The organism is Mucilaginibacter sp. MD40, from assembly GCF_002288635.1.
In the GTDB taxonomy this organism is placed as follows: domain Bacteria; phylum Bacteroidota; class Bacteroidia; order Sphingobacteriales; family Sphingobacteriaceae; genus Mucilaginibacter.
Map to the genome: position 1 here is coordinate 3,275,948 of NZ_NRSW01000001.1, position 19,787 is coordinate 3,295,734.

The following is a 19,787-nucleotide window of genomic DNA, read 5'->3' on the forward strand; positions in this document are numbered from 1 at the left end:
CTGCCCCGGTATTAGGCTTTAATAGCGTCTTCTATTAGCTGTCCGTAAAATTCGATCAGATCCATACCAGCGGCACGCACTTGTTGTGGTATCAGGCTATTTGCAGATTGCCCCGGAGTGGTATTGATCTCTATAAAATAGAACTCGTTTGTGTTATCGAGCAAAATAAAATCAACCCGGCACATACCGCGGCAGTTAAGCCTTAGGTACGCTTGAGTAACAATATCAGCTATCTCGCGGATCTTTTCAGCTGGCAGGTCGGCAGGTGTTACCTCTTTAGTTATACCCGGAGTATATTTAGCCTCGTAATCAAAAAAGTCTTTCGTACTAATGATCTCTGTGGCCGGCAAAACCACAATTTTACCATTTAGCCTGGCTATACCGATGCTAAACTCGCGCCCCTTGATAAACTCTTCAATTAATATCTGGCTATCCTCTTTAAAGGCTTTTTCAATAGCATCATGCAGGCCACCTACATTATAAACCTTACTCATACCCACACTGCTGCCACCATTATTGGGTTTTACAAACAGCGGAAACTTTAAAGCGGAAGCGATGGTAGCCGTATCATGCTCATCCTTACGGTGGAGTTGTACTGATTTGGCCGTATGTAAACCATGTATACCATTTACAATCGCTTTAGTGTAAGCCTTATTCATCGTTATAGCCGATGTGGTTGAATCGCAGGTATTATATGGTATACCTATCATATCCAGGTAGCCTTGTAGTTTGCCATCCTCGCCAGGGGTACCGTGTACCGTAATAAAAGCAAAGTCAAACTTCACCTTTTCACCGTTAAGTACAAGACTAAAATCGTTCTTATCAACATTAACAACTTCGTGGCCATTGTGGTAAACCCAGCTATCCTTATTAATAAGAATAGTATATACTTTATACTTACTGGCGTCTAAACTGTTGGCTATATTTTTAGCACTGTTGATAGAAACTTCGTACTCGCCGGTGTAACCGCCGGCCAAAAGGGCTACATTGATGATTTTCATGATAGCCAAATATAGCTTATTGGCGCAAATGCTAAAGCATGGTTATCAAATCGGTAATTGCTCAACATGAGTTTACCTCACTAACAAAAGGCTTTGCAAAAGCCAAAACCAATTAATACATTTATGGTGCAATCCTAAACACATGGCAATTAGAACTTTACTATTAGCCGGGGCACTTTTAGTTAGCTCCGCAAGCTTTGGGCAGCAAAAAGGCTACTATCGTACCCCTGCCCTTCACGGAAACACAGTAGTTTTTACCGCCGAAGGCGATCTGTGGAAGTATGACATCAGCAGCAAACAATGCAGCCGTTTAACCTCTGATGACGGCGTTGAATTAAACCCCGCCATATCGCCTGATGGCAAAATGGTAGCTTTTCTCGGACAATACGAGGGTAGCACAGAAATATACATAATGGACATTAACGGCGGAGTTCCCCGCCGCCTTACTTACGAGTTAACCAATGGGCAACTCATATCCGGTTGGACTAAAGACGGCAAAATATTATACCGGAGCAAAGGCAACACTGTGTTACCACAGCCACAGCTCATTAAGCTGGATCCCGCAAACTTAAAAAAGGAAACCTTGCCTCTATGGCAGGCATCATTAGGCAGCTTTGACGACGAAGGCGTACTTTACTTTACCCGCTTTCCTAACCAAGGCAGTAAGACCAAGCGATACAAAGGCGGATTAATAGAACAATTATGGAAATTTAACGGCAGGCAGGAAGCTACCAGCCTTACCGGCGATTTTGACGGTACCAGCACCAGCCCGATGTATTACAATGGCCGGGTTTATTTCCTGTCAGACCGCGACGGCACTATGAACCTGTGGTCGATAGATAAGAACGGCAAGGACCTCAAACAAAAAACTCACTCGAAAGGATGGGACCTGCAAATGCCATCGCTTGATGCGGGGCGTATAGTTTACCAAAAAGGCGCAGATATTTACCTGTATGATATTGCTGCTGATGATGAAAAGTTGCTCAATATTAATCTGGTATCAGACTTTGACCAGCGCAAGCTTAAATGGATACAAAAACCCATTAACTCCATCAGTTTCTCAAATGTTTCGCCCAAAGGCACGTATGTTGCCATTGTAAGCCGCGGCAGGTTGTTTGTATCACCCGCAAAAAGCGACCGCTGGGTGGAGATTACCCGCAAAAGCGGCATCAGAGTAAAAGATGTACATTTTATTAATGATAAAACCATAGCAGCGCTATCAGACGAGGGCGGTGAATATGAAGTGTGGAAAGTGAACGCTGATGGCAGTGGTGAAGCCCGGCCGATAACCAAAGGAAGTAAAGTCATCATTTCATCATTCGCGGTGTCACCTAACGGAAAATATATCGCATATCTTGACAAAAATGATGTATTAAGAATAGCGGAAACAGCTACCGGCGACATTAAATTTACTTATGATAAGTCTTACGGGGGCATCAACGAAATATCATGGTCGCCCAATAGTACCTTTCTCAACATATCGCAAAACCTGGAAAACCTAAATGCCCAGATCAACGTGATAGATACCCGCAGCATGAAAATGACGCCGGTTACCACTAGCAGGACCAACAGTTATAACCCGGCCTGGTCTGCCGATGGTAAATGGCTTTACTTTTTAAGCGACAGAAACCTGCATTCGGTTACACGCTCGCCTTGGGGACCAAGGCAGCCGGAACCTTACTACACTAAAACTACCAATATTTACGCCATGGCGCTGGACAGCGCCGCTAAATTTCCTTTTTTACAAACCGACTCCTGGCTTAGCGACTCGGTATTTACTACCATAGATAAACAGGGCGTGGCTAAAACCAAAAAAGTAGAAAAGAAGAAACCAGCTTTGCAGCCCGCGCAAATGTACAATTGGGATGCAGCACAGCGGCAACTGTACCAGGTACCGGTTAAAAGTGCCAATATAAATTCGCTTAGTATACTTAACGGGTACCTTTACTGGGTGGATACCGGTGATGATGGCGATGAGGGCGGCAACAAAATATACGCGCTTAAGATCACTGAAAGTAAAAAGCATGACCCTACAGAAGTAGCTAAGGGCGTACGCGATTTTACACCGTCTACAAACGGCAAAAAAATCCTGATACGGTATACCGATAAATCGCTTGCTGTTGCCGATGCTGATGGCAGCAAAGCCGATGCTGAGAAAAATAAGGTTGAATTAAATAACTGGAGTTTCGCTATTAACCCGCAGCAAGACTGGCAGGAAATGTTTAACGATGCCTGGCGCATGATGCGTGATTATTTTTACGACCGCGACCTGCACAAGGTTGATTGGGTAGCCGTGAAAAAGCAATACGAGCCTTTACTGCCACGGGTTACCGACCGCTATGAGCTGGACGACCTGTTGAGCCAGATGGTTGGAGAACTATCGGCACTGCACACTTTTGTATATGGTGGCGATAAGCGTACACCTGCCAGCAAAGTACAAACGGGTATGCTGGGCGCTTCGCTTACTAAATTAGAAAACGGTTTCCGCATCGATCATATTTACAAAGCCGACCCCGATTTTGAGAACAACTCTCCCCTTTCCCGGCCCGAGTTGAGAATAAAAGAGGGCGACGTGATCACTGAAATTAATAACGTACCATTAAAAGATGTAAACGATGTTGGCGAACTATTATCCAATAAAGTAAATATACCCGTTAAGCTCACGCTTACAGATAGGGCTAAAAAACGCTATGAGCAGGTGGTAAAACCCATCTCATCTCGCGATTTTTATGACCTGCGTTATGGCGAATGGGAGTATTCCAGGCGTTTAAAAGTTGATAGCGAAAGCAATAACGAAATTGGGTACGTACACCTGAAAGCCATGGGCGGCGAGGATATGGATGATTTTGTTAAACAGTTTTATCCCGTATTTAACCGCAAAGGTTTAGTTATTGATGTACGCCAGAACTTTGGCGGCAATATTGACAGTTGGGTACTGGAAAAATTATTACGTAAAGCCTGGATGTACTGGCAGGGCCGCACCGGAGGGCCTACCTGGAATATGCAATACGCTTTCAGGGGACATATGGTGTTACTTTGCGACCAGCAAACCGCCTCAGATGGCGAAGCCGTATCTGAGGGTTTCAGGAGGCTTGGCTTAGGCAAGGTAATAGGCATGCGTACATGGGGCGGCGAGATATGGTTATCGTCAGATAACAAACTGGTTGATGATGGTATAGCCACCGCTGCAGAAACAGGCGTTTTTGGCCCGGAGGGTAAATGGCTTATTGAAGGCCGCGGTGTTGAGCCGGATATTGAGGTAGATAACCTTCCTTACGAAAGCTTTAAAGGAAAAGACGCGCAGTTAGATGCCGCGATAAAATATCTTCAGCAACAAATAAAGGAACATCCTATTGTAAACCCTGTATCGCCACAGCACCCGGATAAATCATTTAAATACCAGTAAGCCACAAGCTGCGGAACAAGTCGGGTAATTAAACTACTTGTTCCGCAGATAATAATATCATCACCTAAGCAAAAACGCCCCATCGGTACCGCCTGCAGGTGCAATTGCCAAATCAAATTGTTATGTTTGACCCAGAAATTTCTTAACCATAAGCATGAGTAATTTTTGGGAATATTTAAAAACCAGGCAATTCAGGAACACCATACTTTTAGTAATAGCTACTACTATTGGTATTGTGTTGATCGCTTTTTTTAGCCTTAGTTATTATACCCGCCATGGCGAAGGCATACCTGTGCCGAAATTAAAAGGGCTTGACGTGAACAAAGCCATGGAAACACTTAAAGAGCAAGGCTTTAATTATAAAATAGATTCGGTTTTTGTGCCCGACCAGGCACCGGGTACCATTGTTGAACAGGACCCTGACGCTGGCACCAATGTAAAGGAAAACCGCACCATATACCTCACTATGGTTACTCAGCAGGCGCCAAATGTATCGCTGCCTGATATTATTACCGAGCAAAGCATCTACCGCGAAGCTGTGGCGGTATTATCTAACAGTGGCTTAAAGGTAGGCGATACTTCGTATGTATCAGACATTGCCCGTGACCGGGTACTGGAAGTACGCTTTGGCGGACAGGTAATAAAGCCTGGGACTAAAATACCTAAAGGATCACGAGTGGATCTGGTATTGGGTAACGGTGAGGGTGCAAGCGAGGTAGATATACCAGAACTGGTTAATCTTGACCTTGACGCGGCTAAATTCGCTATTCGCGGTGCTAAACTAACCGTAGGTACCATTACATATGAAGGAGCCATAACCGATTCGGCTAATGTGGTTGTAGTTTCACAATCGCCCATGAAAACTGATTCACTGAGCAAAACCAGTATTGGCACCCGTATTAATTTAACCGTAAAACAAGGCCAGCCTACTGATGTGCCAAATTAATGCCGGCCAGCTAAACGAATTACTCAACAATGGCACACCTATAAACTTACTGGATGTGCGTGAGGCTATTGAATTTAATACCTTTAACATAGGGGGTGTTAATATACCGGTTAACCGTTTGGCAGCCAATATCAATAAGTTAAGTTACAACAAAACCGACCAGATCATCGTTATTTGCAGTGCAGGTATACGCAGTAAAACCGCACAGGAAATCTTAACAGAAAATGGCTTCAAAAACGTTTTGAACCTGAAAGGCGGCCTATTGGCACTGCAAAAATTAAAACAGATTTAAAAAACTCCTACTATATCATATGAAAAAATTTTGGATAGCACTGGCAGTAATCATTGTGCTTTCGCTATTAGGTACCGGCGTATTTTATTACCTGCGCTTTTTTGGTCCTAACGTTACGGATAAGCAGCAATACTTGTATATAAAAACCGGTTCAAACTTTGATGATGTGTACAAAACTATTAGCAGCGAGGGCATTGTAAACGATACCACATCTTTTCTGCAGGCTGCACATAGCATGAAATATCTGAATGTTAAGCCCGGTAAATACCGCCTTAAACCAGGTATGAGTAACCGTAACTTTATTAACATGCTAAAATCGGGCAACCAGGAGCCGGTTAATTTTTCGTTCCATAACATCAGGCTAAAAGAACAATTTGCAGGATTAGTAGGCAAAAACCTTGAACCTGATTCAGCATCTATGCTGCGCCTGCTTGATTCGGCAAAGTTTGCTGAACAATATGGCCTTACCATCGATAATATTTACACAGTATTTATACCCAACACTTATCAGATCTATTGGAACACTACGCCCGAAAAGCTTTTTAAACGCTTGTATGCTAACTATGAAAAGTTCTGGACGCCCGAACGTAAACAGAAGGCAGCTGCGTTAAACCTAAGTCCGCAGCAAGTTTCTATACTGGCCTCTATTGTTGATGCCGAAGCTCTGCATGACGATGAAATGCCTACCATTGCAGGCTTGTACCTTAACCGCCTTAATAAAGGGATGAAACTACAATCAGACCCAACCGTAATTTTCGCTACAAAGGATTTTACCATTAAGCGGGTACTTAACCGCGACTTGCTTACGAACTCGCCTTACAATACTTATATGTACAAAGGTTTGCCTCCAGGCCCTATCATGATGCCATCAGTTGCAGCCATTAACGCGGTGTTAGATCATAAAAGTACCGATTACCTGTATATGTGCGCAAAGGCTGATTTCAGCGGCTATCATGCTTTTGCTACCAACGAGGCCGAACATAAAATTAATGCGAAAGCATTTCAGCAGGCACTTAACGAAAGGAATATCAAACGCTAATGTTCCAGAACGCTACTAAACTACGTGTCCGTTATGGTGAAACAGACCAGATGGGCTATATGTACTATGGTAACTACGCCGAATTTTTTGAGGTAGGCCGTGTGGAAATGCTGCGTAGCCTCGGTTTAACATACAGCGGCATGGAAGCGCAAGGTGTAATGATGCCTGTACTTGAAATGAAGTGCAAATATCTGAAGCCGGCACGTTACGATGAGGAGATCACCATCAACGTCATCATGGATAAAATGCCTGGCGTAAAGATCCATTTCCGCTATGAGCTTTTTAACGATAGGGATGAGTTGATACATATTGGCGAAACTCTGCTGGCGTTCATCAATATGAAAACCAACCGCCCATGCCTGCCCCCTACCGATTTTCTTGAGAAATTAAAACCATTTTTTGAGTAATTTTAAGCTTGATGAAATGGTTGCATCGCTTTTTACTGCATTTTAAATTTTACCAATACTTTACAGACTGGACTAAAACCGTATATATACCAGGTTTCAGGCCGTTGCCATTACATACGGTTTTGGTTTTCTTTGCTTCAGAAATACAGAAGTCATCACTCACTAACCGTGCTGCTGCTCTGGCATATAATTTTATGCTGGCGCTTTTTCCCTCCATCATCTTTTTGTTTACGCTGATCGCCTATATCCCGATAAAAAATTTTCAGGACTACCTGCTTAACCTTATAGAATTAATACTGCCCAATAACGCTTATAACGCGTTTGAAGCTACCATAAAGGATATTATTAAGATACAGCACGGGCAGTTATTATCTATCGGCGTGATCACCGCATTGTACTTTGCCACAAACGGCGTAAGTAACCTCATGCAGGCTTTCAATAAATCATCGTTGGTATTAGAAACACGTAGCTGGATAAAAAGACGGTTGGTGGCCATTGTACTTACCATAGTAATAAGTATTGCCCTGCTTATCGCTATCATTATTATGATAGCCGGGCAAGCGGCTATACATTATGTGCAATTGAAATTGGATAGCAAGGGCTATTTCTGGGGGCTGTTGATCGCGCTGCTGAGATGGCTTATCATATTGGTGATATTCTTCGTCAGTATTAGCATCCTGTATAGGTACGGGCCGGCCAACAAAAACCGATGGAAATTTGTAAACCCGGGGTCTATACTGGCTACCTCTCTGGCTATACTTACATCTATAGCATTTACCTACTATACGAACAACTTCTCATCATACAACACTGTTTATGGAGCAATTGGTACGCTGATAGTAGTAATGATATGGCTATATCTCAATTCACTCGTTTTGCTTATCGGGTTTGAGTTAAACGCGTCTGTCGACCTTTCTAAGCGCACAATTCGTATAGCGAAACCCCGTTACAACACCTTTAAAGCCCAAAAAAACAGCCAAAATCAATAATAATAATTTGGCTTTCAGTAGCTTACAATTATTTTAAAAAAAGTTAACATCAAATTTGCCAATTCGCCCCGGATTTGTACTTTTGTCCCCGGAGAGATGGCAGAGTGGTCGATTGCGGCGGTCTTGAAAACCGTTGACTGTTAAAGGTCCGGGGGTTCGAATCCCTCTCTCTCCGCTGAAAGAATTAGAATATTAAAAAGGCTCAATCATCCGATTTGAGCCTTTTTCATTTATCCATATTTACCGTGGGTCGCAGATCCAAACCTGCGAGAAATTAACGTAATCTCCTTTATAAAGCGTAATGGTATTTTCGGCTATCCAGTACCCAAACTGGTCTTTGAGGGCTGAGTAATTAAAGTTTTTGATGTCTTCTGCTCTTTGGCCGGTATAGATCACCATTGCCTTATGCGCATTAAACGGACTAACCCATGAAGTAACAACTTGTAAGTGCCCACCCTTAATTATTTTATTGGTCAGAACACTATCTTTTAAAATAGTGATAGGCAGCTTGTTTAAGTATCTTCCAATCATAGAGTTACCGGAGCGAGTTCCAAAAAGGACAATATCACTATTGGTCAGGTCCATTTTTAGCGCGTCCTCATCTGTTATAATTGGGCTTTCCCTCGAAATCATATCACGGTACTGTTTAACCCAGTCAAGCATTTTCGCCTGTATTTGTTTATCCGGCTCATGAGTACTAACAATAAAATAGGTTGTGCTGTCATGCGCAAACTCATAGGGTTTAGGTATTTTCAAAATATCCGGTTTGCGAATGTTCGCAACCTTTTGCTGCAAGCTTAAAATATACGAAGGAGTGATGTGGTCGAAAACGGTTAATAGATCAGGAACAAAGGTTTTAAAATGAGGATATTGGCGCCGGTGTGATTCATACCACTCAAGCCTTGCAAGTAAAGTATCCAGATAAATGAACCTTTTACCCATTTCAAACTTGTAAAAGTTCTTTTCGGTAAACGCTTTACCATAATATTGTTCCGCCATACGGATCACCACGGCCGGTACAATGGTTTCATATACAGTAGATCGCCAGGAATAATAACCTGATGCCTGCATGGCAGTTTTAATTGGCTCATAAAGGCTTACATTTTTATCCAGACGGCTTGCATAGGGGTCAATTGATGGGTTAATAAAGCCATGGCTGAATTCATGAATAATTAAGGTAAACAGTTCTATTGTAGGTGAAAATACGGGTACTTCCGCCGAAGAAGTGCTGGTAGCCACTACTGCATACAACTTAGAGTGCCCGTTTGGCAATGGGTAAGCCTTACCGAAATTACCGTATCCGCCCATCAAATTAAGGTCAACCACATAACTATGCTGCTCCCCAAAATAATTTTCCATTAAAGGCACCACTTTAAAGTCTCTGAAGTTATAGGCAGTTTGCGTTATAACCTGGTTATAAAATGCCGCTTGCTTAGTATTAAAGTATGCATAGAAGTTCGCTTTTATACAAAAATCGGCAAACAGTTTAGCGAGCTTCTCCAAACGGTACCTGCCGCCTCCGCGGCTGACGATTCCGGCATCCAGCCCGCTGCGGATATGGAAATGCTCGTCCAATGCGAGCATAAAAAATATTGGGTCATCTACGCCCCAGCCATAGCGATAACTTGCCAATAGGGAGTCAACAACGGGGTGCTGCCGGTAAGCCCGAAAGTATTCCAACGTTTGTTGTTTGTAAGGTATGTTGGACGGCGTCATGCCGTTATGCCCAAAAAGCATGGCTACAGCATTCAATAATTCTATCCGTGGATCAATTTGATACTCGATCCCATTTACTTTTATCTGATAGCTTTTAAATTTCTGAGCCTGAACCTGGTTGCTGAATACAAGGCACAGCAAGGCCATTGCGCTAAGCGTTTTCGCAAAAAATTTCATAGGAATAAGGTTTAATTGGATTTTAAGAAGTACGATTCAACTTCCGTGAAACAAACATGTAAGTTAGCAAGCCTGCAGCTATGCATATGATTTCTATTCCATAAGGAAGCGTAGATTCCGGTTGGTAAGGGATGTAGTGAAGCAGCACCAATCCGATGCCTGCAAAGAGTAATATGAGCCCCCATTTAAGTGCGTCAATATTAATATCGAATTGAAGCTTGTTAAGTGATTTTATGGCATTTTCATCTGCAAGCCCTGAGCGTATCAGCCTGTTTTTAATTCGATAATTCATTAGAGCGATGATCAGTATAGTGAACGCTACAACTATTGTGACAAACATGAGGGCGACTGCAAGATTTTGTTCCATTTTGTATTTTTATTATACCCCATTAGACAAGGAGGCTATTTGAAATGTTGCAATTATTCTCACTGCAACATTTAGGCAGGAAGAACTGTCTAACGGGCAAATGCTGACTGAAGAGGAACTCGTAACCCGCATACTTAATGGCAACCTGCATGCTTTTCAGCTACTGGTTAAACAACATACTAAGCTGGTTAACTCTATGGTTTCCCGCATGGTACAAAACGAGGAGGATGTACAGGATATTTGTCAGGATGTGTTTATTAAAGTTTACAAGCATCTTGATAGTTTCAAATTCAATTCCAAATTATCTACATGGATAGGCCGCATCGCATACAGCACATCGATCAACCATCTAAAAAAGGTTTCCGGTAAAGCGACAATGACTTTGGATATAGCCGGATTTGAAAACATGTTTCAAACCAATGAAGATCCGGAAACAATTCTTACCCAAAAAAACACATCAGCATATATTCAGATGCAAATCAACAAGCTACCGGTACAATACCGGGTAGTATTAACATTATATCACTTAAATGAACTATCGTACCTGGAAATTGAAGAAATAACAGGAATGCCTGAAGGAACGGTTAAAAGTTATTTGTTTCGGGCGAGAAAGTTACTAAAAGATAAACTGGAAAATTATTTCAAGCAACAGCGATGAAAAAAAAGGACGAGGAAGCGATTCAAGCATTAATAGAAGCTCAAATAAACGGATCAAATACTGCAGAGCCGCTCAACGATAGTAAAGAAGAACAATTATATCGCACCTTATTTAAGGAGCTTTCGCACGATCCGTTTTGGGTAGATGATATAAAATTAGCAGATACTTTGCTTCTTGAAATACAAAAGCGACAGGATAATAAGGATAAGATATATTACAACCTGGTTATTGCTGCAATGGTTACTGTAGCTATCTTCTTGTCCTGCCTGGCAATTACAATGGTTAACAGCAGTCTTTTAGATATGATGCTATCACTGTTGAAAAATAATGAGCAAATAGTTTTATTTCTGGTGTCTACTGTAGTAATAATTCAAATAAGTGATCATTTATTCAAAAAACATACATTGAAAAAAGTAACATCCTATTAAGGTTAACTCAATTTACTTAAAGCGTATTGCTAACTTTTGAGATAAGGTATTTTAAATAAAGTATTGGGTTTCCAGTAAATACAGTCATGCTTAAAGTCCATAATCATATTAAACCGCTTAAGCAGGTCGCCGCCTAAGTTATTGACGATAAAACCTGCCGGATTACGTGTGCCAAGGATCAAGGTAGGGACATTGTTAAGTTCAAAGCCATTTATTAAAAAGCACGGTGCAAGTACCACCTTCGTTTCAAATTTGACACCCCTCGGATTAGTTAAAGAGATGGTTTTTATTAACTTCAAACCTTTTGAAAAATCAGTCTGTGCCGCCCATGTGCTATCTAAAATAATAGCACTCTCTGCTCCGCTATCCATCAAAAAGTCGCCATTGTAGATTTGACCGCTTTTTTTCATAGCTCCTTTAACGATCATAAAGGAGTTCTTAAATGCTAAAGCTGACTTAATGTAGCCTTTTGGCGCTTTCATCAATTTTCCTGAATGGACGATCATTAAGCTCCGATCAAAATCAAGCTCTACCTGTTTGCCCTCGAAGAGGTTCCAGCCAAAACGACCATCCATTTCATGAGCGGTAAAATCTGTAGCTGAAAATCCCGGATCATTAAAAATAAGCTTACCAATCTGCAACTTGAAGACCTTACCGAGCTTTTTAAAATTTGGTTTGGCTTTACCAGCCAAATAGTCGGCCTGATCAGACAACAGGTGCGTTTTTTTGACAATTGCATCTTTAGTTAGCCTGAAATCCCATGAACCGGTATCAAAATGTAAGATCACGGTATCTGTTCCGTTAACCACGGCTTTAAAACTAATAGCTTCATGTGAAGTAAGTTTAAATGAAATGGTATCGGATATGGCGATATCCTGTCGCGCATTGTCTTCAGGCGGTATGGCACTTTCAATTCGGGTGTAGCAGGAATCCTTGCCATTTAAAAGAACAACAAAATCATATGTCGACCCTGGCTTAACCTTTACCCTTATCGAATCAATATCTGTGTAAAAGACCACATACTTAGTTTTTCGTGTTCTTTCTGCAGTGAAAACATCCGGCCTGATACCTGGCGAAAGTGTCCAGGCATTTTTATCCAGTTCATTGCCGTCTTTAATAGCCACCTTGTTTGAAGTTGCCTTAATTACTTTAAGTTTTGCCTGCCCGGCAGCCATTAAACTTAAAAATATAAGGCTTAGAAAAGTTAATATCTTCATGGATATTTTTTTTCTTGAAAGTAAGAATTTGTAAAGCATTATAACACCCACCAATGGGAAATAATCAAACTGCTTACTATAACCTCAGGGTTTAAGTTTCTCTAAAACGAATTTTTCAAATGAATTTACCGCGATGTTTTGATCGTGGTGTTTGAGTAGGGAGATATGCGTATCATCCAGGTTAGGGAAAATTCCATTTGTCCTGATCACCTGAAGATCTGGCGGAACCATATTACGCGGTAACACCGTAAATCCCATACCTGCCTTTACCGCTGCTATGGTACCCGCATAGCTGTGGCTGGAAAAAACAATACGCCATTTGCGTTTCATGTGCTCAAGCGCGTAAATAGCTCTCGCCCTGTAAACACAGGGCTGAGGAGATAATACCAGCGGTATGGGCTGATCCTGATCAAATTCAGTGATATGCTTATTTCCTATCCATTCTAACGTTTCAGACCATACATCCAGCCCGTTAGGAAAATCCTCCGGCCTGTTCATTTTCACCAAAACCAAATCAAAATCCTTTTTCTTAAAACGCGCAAAAAGGTTAAGCGTAAGGTCACATTCCACATTAAGCATAATACGCGGGTGCAGCGAGGCAAATTCTGTAAGTACATCGGAAAGAAAAACGCTGGCAAAATCTTCCGGCAAACCAAATCGCACTTCACCCTGCAGTTCAGGATGCTTAAATCTATCTTCCACATCACGGTTCAATTGCACAATCTTCCTGGCATAGGTAATTAAAATTTCACCGTCAGGAGTGAGTGATAGCTGCCTGTTTCTCAGAAAAAGCGGCTTCCCTATCTGTTGCTCAAGCTTGGTAATCTGCTGACTTACTGCTGATTGTGTTCGATGTATCTTATGGGCGGCACGGGTGAAACTACCTGTTTCGGCAACGGCTATAAAGCATTCGAGATTTAACGCGTCCAAATACATTATTAGAAAATCTTATTATATATATTAAAATTATTCGTTTTTCTTATATACAAACATACAATAAGTTTGCGGCAACAAAAAACGTTAAAATGATTATAGCATTACACTTCTTTATTCAACTTTTCAATTTAGACAGGCTTAGCGCAATAATGATAAGCCTTGTGTTGTTTGTTGCCATATGCATCGGCTCATTCTCGTTACGCTACCTAAGGGGCGACAGCAATAGAAAGACATTCTTTGTAAACCTTACAATCATGGTAACAACTGTGATAGTAATGGTAAGTGCAGACAACATATTTTTGCTATGGTCAGCATGGGTAATTAGTAATGTTTTCCTAACCAGACTAATGCTGCACAAGGCAGAATGGAAAGCAGCCAAAGCATCTGCCGTTCTTGCACAAAAAAACTTCGCTTTAGGTGCCCTATTTCTTGGTACCGCTTTAATGATATTGTACAACCTTACCGGCGAAACCTCCATACAAACTATCCTTACCAAACCTTTAAACAGCGAATGGCAAGCAGTTGTTGGTCTTCTGCTCCTAATGGCAGCTATGTCGCAATCGGCATTATGGCCATTCCATAAATGGCTTACCAGTTCGTTAAACTCGCCAACGCCGGTATCAGCTATCATGCATGCCGGTTTAGTTAATGGTGGCGGGTTTTTACTCGCACGTTTTGCTCCGATGCTGTTAGGACAGCCGCAAATACTCAACCTGATATTTATTATGGGAATAGTTACCGCATTATTGGGAACACTATGGAAATTAATGCAAAGCGATGTAAAACGGATGCTCGCCTGTTCCACAATGGGGCAAATGGGCTTCATGATTGCCCAATGTGGTTTAGGTTTATTCCCGGCCGCTGTTGCCCACCTGTGCTGGCACGGCTTATTTAAAGCCTATTTATTCCTGTCATCGGGCTCGGCCGCCAAAGAGAAACGGCTCGATCTTGACTACCCGCCATCCTTTAAAGATTTTGCCAAGGCTTTGTTTTGCGGTGTGTTAGCTGCCGCTACGTTTTCAATAACCAGCGAAAAGCACTTATTAGTAGCAGACACATCGTTATTCCTTACCTTTCTTTCGCTGATAGCAGGTACTCAATTCGCCCTTCCGATCGTAAGAGGTCAGTCCGGAATAAAATTTTTGGCGGGTGCAGGCGCCGGTATATTGATGGGCGCATTTTACGGCCTAAACGTGTACATCATCGAATGGGTACTCGCACCGCTTCATTTATCAATTCCTCAACCTTTAAATTTTGTACACTTTACAGGTGGAGGATTATTATTCGTTTCCTGGCTATACATGTTGTTTATGCCTGATCCGAACAAGCGCGCGCTTCCTGAATGGTTGCTCAAAGGGTATGTTAAAATGCTAAATGCCAGCCAACCACACCGTAAAACAATTACCGCCAACCGTAACGAATACCAGTTCTAAAACATTAAACCTACAAACAATGCAAAAACAAGATTTTGGGGACGAAACCCTTGAACTTCCGTTGATTGACGACTGCGCTACAGTTGAAAGCGCGGTTGAAAAGAGCTGGTCAAAAATAGCACCTTTCTGGCCGCTTAAAAACCTTATCGCTGTAAACCCTATTGCTGGCTTTGAAGACCTGCCATTTAAAGAAGCACTTGTACAAGCCAAGGCTTATTTCCAGCAAACAGAAATGCCGGCTGGTATGCAAGAGGTAAACAGGCAAAGCATCAAATGGCTGCAAGCATTTTTTGATGAGGGCCAGGCCACCATAAAAATGCCATTTAAAAATGCCGGTTTATTTAAAAGTACGCTATCCTTAATACGCTTCGATAGCCAGATCCATCAAAATGATGAGCATAAAATAAACTGGATTAAACAGCAACCCAATGAACCCGAAGCTTTCATTGCCAGCGCACTCTCCTACCTAAAAATTGAGCAGCATGATTGGGATTTGTTTCTCTCCCTTATGCTGACGACTTTACCCGGCTGGGCGGCTCACATACAGTACAAGGCTAATTGGGCTGCAGGTTCATCTTCAGCAGAACAAAGCGAATACCTCGCTTTCAGGTTAGCCCTCACCTGCCTCATTTGGCCTGATGCCAAAAAACTAATAAACTGGCATAAAAATGCTTTGAACAGCGCCAATCAAGAGAATACCTATAACGATATTTTCAGTGCGGAGCTATCATACCAATACAAGCTACTAAAACAGTTCGGTGATTACGCACCGCCGCAAGAACAGAAAAAGCCCAAAGCGCAAATGGTTTTTTGTATTGATGTAAGGTCAGAGCCTTTCAGGCGGGCTATAGAAGCACAGGGCAATTACGCCACTTACGGTTTCGCGGGCTTTTTTGGCTTGCCGGTTTCCATTTCTAACCCGGTTACCCACGAGAGCTATGCATCATGCCCGGTGTTGCTTAAACCTGCCTATAATGTAGCACAAACGCCTGATGAGGCAAATCAATCAAATGTGCACAAACACAATCGGCTAACTTTACTAAAAAAACTTTATCAATCACTTAAATACACATTTACTACTCCATTTAACCTGGTAGAAACCGTTGGTTCAACAACGGGGTTATGGATGTTTGCCCGCACTCTTGCCCCAAGGGCGGCCGATGCTATGCAGGCCGGACTGAAGAAAACCATAGCACCTGATTTTCACACAAAGACAGATGTACGTAACATCCCTTTATCACAGCAAATAGGGATAAGCGCCAACGCCTTAAAAATGATAGGGCTTACAGAGAACTTTTCGCCGATGGTAGTTTTCTGCGGCCACGGTAGCGCAACGGTAAACAATACATTTTCTACCGCCCTTGACTGTGGCGCATGTGGTGGCAGGCATGGCGGCCCTAATGCCAGGGCACTTGCCGAAATATTAAACAGTAAGGCCGTAAGGTTCGGGCTTTCAGAACAAGGGATAAACATTCCTGACGAAACGTTTTTTGCTGCAGCAGAGCATAATACCACCACCGACGATGTAGAAATATACATAAACGAAAAAGACCTGTCGCCTACGCTTTCAGGCCATCTCAAAAAATTGAGAGAGGCGCTTAAGGCTGCGCAGATCAGCGCTGTTCAATACAGGGGCGGGCAAATACCTGCAGAAACCGCCAATGGGAGCAATTTACGTAAATCTGTAGCCAGACGGTCTACAGACTGGGCCGAGGTGCGCCCGGAATGGGGACTTGCCGGAAACGCCAGCTTTATTATTGGCCCGAGATGGCTTACCGAAAACATTAACCTGGAAGGCCGCTCATTCCTGCATTCTTACGAGTGGCAAACAGACAATAACGGGAGCCTGCTAACTTCCATACTCACCGCGCCAATGGTTGTAGGGCAATGGATAAACGCCCAGTATTTGTTCTCTACCCTTGACAATGTAGCCTTTGGCGCCGGGAGCAAGATAACCAACAACATAACCGGGAAAATCGGCGTTATGCAGGGAAATGCCAGCGACCTGATGCATGGCTTGCCACTGCAGTCGGTGTTTGCTACTGATACCACGCCATACCATACCACCCTGAGGTTGACTGTAGTAGTATACGCGCCCAAAGAGACCATTTCAGGGATAATTGCGCAGCAAGCCATATTACAGAAACTTTTTGGAAACGGGTGGCTACATATGATATGCCTTGACCCTACCGACCATAAAAAGTACCGGCTTGTTCGCGACTTGGGTTGGACGCATATCAATTAGGCTTTGAACCTTTAAACTTAAGAACGTGGTTGCGTTAGTCCACAGCACTTATTAACAACAGTATGGGATTCTCTGACAGTATTTTTTTTCGGCGCGATTTCCTGATTGCTACCCATCATCGTAAAGAAGATGCGATTGGGCCTGTATTCAGGGAAAAGTTCGAGGCAAACATCATAGTGCCTGAAAATTTCAATACTGATGTTTTCGGCACCTTTAGCGGTGAGATAGAAAGAACCGGTACTCCCCTTGAAACAGCCAGGCGAAAATCAAAAGCCGCTTCAGAGGCTTTCAACGCTAACCTGGTTATTGCCAGCGAGGGGTCTTTTGGTCCTCATCCGTCACTATATTTTATACCTGCAGACGATGAAATATTGTTGTTAACCGACTATGAAAATAACCTGGAGATAGCGGTAAGAGAAGTTTCTACGAAGACAAATTTCGCGGGCAAAGAAGTAAAGACCCGGGATGAATTGAAGAGCTTTTGCGAAACTTCCGGCTTTCCTGATCACAAAGTAATTTTAAAAACCGTGGATGAGGGTCATTCAACTATCATTAAGGACATCCAAAGCTGGGACGAGTTACAGTCAACCGCGGAAATGCTACTGGCAATATACGGAAAGCTTTTAATAGAAACGGATATGCGGGCAATGAACAACCCGACCAGGATGTCGGTAATTGCGCAAGCCGCCGAAAAACTGGCCAACCTCATGAACTCCAAATGCCCTCGTTGTAAAACTCCCGGGTTTGATGTAGGTAAAAGTGAGCCGGGCCTGCCGTGCAGTTTATGTAAGCTACCTACTGAAAGTACTTTAAAACATGTTTACATATGCAAAAAATGCGGCTATCATGAGGATTTGTATTATCCCTATAAAAAAACGTTTGAAGACCCTCAATACTGTCAATGGTGTAACCCATAATTAATTAAACAATGGCTCAAATAGAAACAGCAATAGGAAACGATATTTATAAAGCGGCAGAATTACTGCGCGCCAATGAACTGGTAGCTATACCTACCGAAACAGTTTACGGACTGGCCGGTAACGCGTTTTCAGAAACGGCCGTTAAACAAATATTCCATGTTAAACAACGGCCGGCCAGTAACCCGCTCATCGTACATGTACATCATGCGGATGCTTTAAATGAATTTGTAAAGGAAATACCCGCCGAAGCTAAATTATTACTTGATGCATTTACCCCAGGGCCTTTAACTTTCCTGTTGCCTAAAAGAAATAACGTACCCGATCTGGTAACCGCCGGATTACCGGATGTGGCCATAAGGATACCCAACCATAAACTTACCCTGGCTTTGTTAAAGGAAGCGACGCTGCCCATAGCCGCGCCAAGCGCAAACCCTTATACCTATATAAGCCCCACAAGCGCGGAACATGTATACAAGATGCTGCATGGAAAAATACCTTACATCCTTGATGGTGGGCCTTGCACCTTAGGGCTTGAATCAACCATTATTGGATTCCCGGAAGGCGTGCCTACCCTGTACCGGAAAGGCGCTATCACTATTGAAGAAATTGAGGCTCAAATAGGCAAAGTAAGGCTTGCAACAACAGAAAAGATAGTTGCACCGGGCATGCATCTGAAACATTACAGCCCTAAAACAAAGCTTATTTTAAGTGATGATCCCGAACAGGATATCTACAACTATCGGCATCAAAGAACAGGGCTTATCACTTACAATACTTACTCGAATGCATTGGCGACTGAAGATCAGGTATTGTTATGCCAGCATGATGATTTTAAAATAGCCGGAGCTAATTTATATGCGGCCATGCATCTGATGGATAGCCGTAATTATGATGTCATCATCGCACGCAAATTTCCGGAAACAGGTATTGGCTTGTCAATAAATGACCGCCTAAACCGAGCAAAGACTTAGCCAGAAAACGCTATAAAAACATACTACTCACACTGAAATACTAATTAAAAACAAATATTAAGCAGATAGAAAAATGAAAAAGCAAGCAAACGAATTTACACTCATTGACGGTACTTTTTCTGTATCGGAAGCAAACGAACTGTTACTAACGCTCTTCCAGAACAAGCTTCGTTTCCACAGGTTAAAAAGCTTTAGTCATCAGGAAATGTGGGGTATACCTGATGCAAAATCTGAAAAACGTATACAGCAATTGGAACAAGAGATCGAAAGAATATCGCATTTCTTAAAAGATAAGGACCAGGACGAAGATTTTGAGATACATGCTAATATTAAAATAGAATACGTGCGCGAACAGAACAAGTTATTGCAGCAAACCGCCTAATCTTTAACTATGATAAATTGATATAGATACTTCAAAGTCCTTTTTGGATAGATACCAAAGTACAAACTCACCCCCGCTTTATCGTTTTAAATAGCATTAAGCGGGGGTATTTAATTGCCTGCCAATTGGTATATTCGTTCATGTATTTTGTGTTCGGGCTTCGCAGTTCGTTACTTCTTGCCTTTTTTATTCATTTGGTTGTTTACGCAGTACTTTTTTTAAAGCGGAGCGTACAACGAGGCAGGTTATCCGAACGG

Annotated in this window: 18 protein-coding genes, 1 tRNA gene and 1 pseudogene; 15 read left to right on the forward strand and 5 right to left on the reverse strand. The window is 42.4% G+C overall.

Translation table 11 applies throughout. The features are described 5' to 3' along the window. Positions 1-11: 11 nt before the first annotated feature. Complete coding sequence (locus CKK33_RS14750) at positions 12-1,001, reverse strand: D-alanine--D-alanine ligase (RefSeq protein ID WP_095704842.1); 990 nt, start codon at positions 999-1,001, stop codon at positions 12-14. A 142-nt stretch (positions 1,002-1,143) separates the two neighbouring features. On the opposite strand from CKK33_RS14750, the gene CKK33_RS14755 reads away from it, so the two are divergent. From CKK33_RS14755 to CKK33_RS14785, 7 genes are all read left to right on the forward strand, one after another. After that, a complete protein-coding gene (locus CKK33_RS14755; RefSeq protein ID WP_095704843.1) occupies positions 1,144-4,407 on the forward strand; it encodes a S41 family peptidase in 3,264 nt (1,087 codons plus the stop codon). Positions 4,408-4,561: 154 nt separating this feature from the next. Beyond that, positions 4,562-5,353 carry a PASTA domain-containing protein gene (locus CKK33_RS14760; RefSeq protein ID WP_095704844.1) on the forward strand — a complete coding sequence of 264 codons (792 nt, stop codon included), beginning with the start codon at positions 4,562-4,564 and terminating at the stop codon, positions 5,351-5,353. After that, positions 5,340-5,645: a rhodanese-like domain-containing protein gene (locus tag CKK33_RS14765; protein WP_095704845.1), complete on the forward strand. Its 306-nt coding sequence runs from the start codon at positions 5,340-5,342 to the stop codon at positions 5,643-5,645. Before CKK33_RS14760 ends, CKK33_RS14765 begins: the two co-directional genes overlap by 14 nt. 19 nt (positions 5,646-5,664) lie before the next feature. Then, entirely contained in the window at positions 5,665-6,684 is a 1,020-nt protein-coding gene (gene mltG, locus CKK33_RS14770; RefSeq protein WP_095704846.1) for an endolytic transglycosylase MltG, read from the forward strand. After that, positions 6,684-7,091, forward strand: a complete 408-nt coding sequence (locus CKK33_RS14775; RefSeq protein ID WP_095704847.1) for a thioesterase family protein — start codon at positions 6,684-6,686, stop codon at positions 7,089-7,091. Before mltG ends, CKK33_RS14775 begins: the two co-directional genes overlap by 1 nt. Before the next feature lie 11 nt (positions 7,092-7,102). Further along, entirely contained in the window at positions 7,103-8,080 is a 978-nt protein-coding gene (locus CKK33_RS14780) for a YihY/virulence factor BrkB family protein (protein WP_095704848.1), read from the forward strand. A gap of 90 nt (positions 8,081-8,170) precedes the next feature. Beyond that, a tRNA-Ser gene (locus CKK33_RS14785) sits at positions 8,171-8,255 on the forward strand. 65 nt (positions 8,256-8,320) lie between these two features. Here CKK33_RS14785 and CKK33_RS14790 read toward each other — a convergent pair. Both CKK33_RS14790 and CKK33_RS14795 read right to left on the reverse strand, forming a co-directional pair. Then, entirely contained in the window at positions 8,321-9,973 is a 1,653-nt protein-coding gene (locus CKK33_RS14790; RefSeq protein ID WP_095704849.1) for a DUF4932 domain-containing protein, read from the reverse strand. A 22-nt stretch (positions 9,974-9,995) separates the two neighbouring features. Continuing rightward, the gene (locus CKK33_RS14795) at positions 9,996-10,340 is read right to left on the reverse strand and encodes a DUF6249 domain-containing protein (RefSeq protein WP_095704850.1); all 345 of its coding nucleotides are present in this window, start codon (positions 10,338-10,340) and stop codon (positions 9,996-9,998) included. 100 nt (positions 10,341-10,440) lie between these two features. On the opposite strand from CKK33_RS14795, the gene CKK33_RS14800 reads away from it, so the two are divergent. After that, entirely contained in the window at positions 10,441-10,998 is a 558-nt protein-coding gene (locus CKK33_RS14800) for an RNA polymerase sigma factor (RefSeq protein ID WP_095704851.1), read from the forward strand. Beyond that, complete coding sequence (locus CKK33_RS14805; RefSeq protein WP_095704852.1) at positions 10,995-11,426, forward strand: hypothetical protein; 432 nt, start codon at positions 10,995-10,997, stop codon at positions 11,424-11,426. Before CKK33_RS14800 ends, CKK33_RS14805 begins: the two co-directional genes overlap by 4 nt. A 29-nt stretch (positions 11,427-11,455) precedes the next feature. Here the strand turns inward: CKK33_RS14805 and CKK33_RS14810 are convergent, their stop codons facing one another. Together CKK33_RS14810 and CKK33_RS14815 are read right to left on the reverse strand one after the other, a co-directional pair. Then, complete coding sequence (locus CKK33_RS14810) at positions 11,456-12,643, reverse strand: hypothetical protein (RefSeq protein WP_095704853.1); 1,188 nt, start codon at positions 12,641-12,643, stop codon at positions 11,456-11,458. An 84-nt stretch (positions 12,644-12,727) separates the two neighbouring features. Continuing rightward, entirely contained in the window at positions 12,728-13,579 is an 852-nt protein-coding gene (locus CKK33_RS14815) for a LysR family transcriptional regulator (protein WP_095704854.1), read from the reverse strand. An 89-nt stretch (positions 13,580-13,668) separates the two neighbouring features. On the opposite strand from CKK33_RS14815, the pseudogene CKK33_RS19910 reads away from it, so the two are divergent. From CKK33_RS19910 to CKK33_RS14840, 6 genes and pseudogenes are all read left to right on the forward strand, one after another. Then, a pseudogene (locus tag CKK33_RS19910) lies at positions 13,669-13,806 on the forward strand (hypothetical protein); the annotation flags it as partial. 27 nt (positions 13,807-13,833) lie between these two features. Beyond that, positions 13,834-15,012 carry a proton-conducting transporter membrane subunit gene (locus CKK33_RS14820; RefSeq protein ID WP_233138227.1) on the forward strand — a complete coding sequence of 393 codons (1,179 nt, stop codon included), beginning with the start codon at positions 13,834-13,836 and terminating at the stop codon, positions 15,010-15,012. Positions 15,013-15,031: 19 nt separating this feature from the next. After that, entirely contained in the window at positions 15,032-17,257 is a 2,226-nt protein-coding gene (locus CKK33_RS14825; RefSeq protein WP_158223447.1) for a DUF2309 domain-containing protein, read from the forward strand. A gap of 62 nt (positions 17,258-17,319) precedes the next feature. Next, the gene (locus tag CKK33_RS14830; RefSeq protein WP_095704857.1) at positions 17,320-18,174 is read left to right on the forward strand and encodes a DUF6671 family protein; all 855 of its coding nucleotides are present in this window, start codon (positions 17,320-17,322) and stop codon (positions 18,172-18,174) included. A gap of 11 nt (positions 18,175-18,185) precedes the next feature. Beyond that, positions 18,186-19,148 carry an L-threonylcarbamoyladenylate synthase gene (locus CKK33_RS14835; RefSeq protein ID WP_095704858.1) on the forward strand — a complete coding sequence of 321 codons (963 nt, stop codon included), beginning with the start codon at positions 18,186-18,188 and terminating at the stop codon, positions 19,146-19,148. A 73-nt stretch (positions 19,149-19,221) separates the two neighbouring features. After that, positions 19,222-19,530 carry a hypothetical protein gene (locus CKK33_RS14840; RefSeq protein ID WP_095704859.1) on the forward strand — a complete coding sequence of 103 codons (309 nt, stop codon included), beginning with the start codon at positions 19,222-19,224 and terminating at the stop codon, positions 19,528-19,530. Positions 19,531-19,787: the final 257 nt, after the last annotated feature.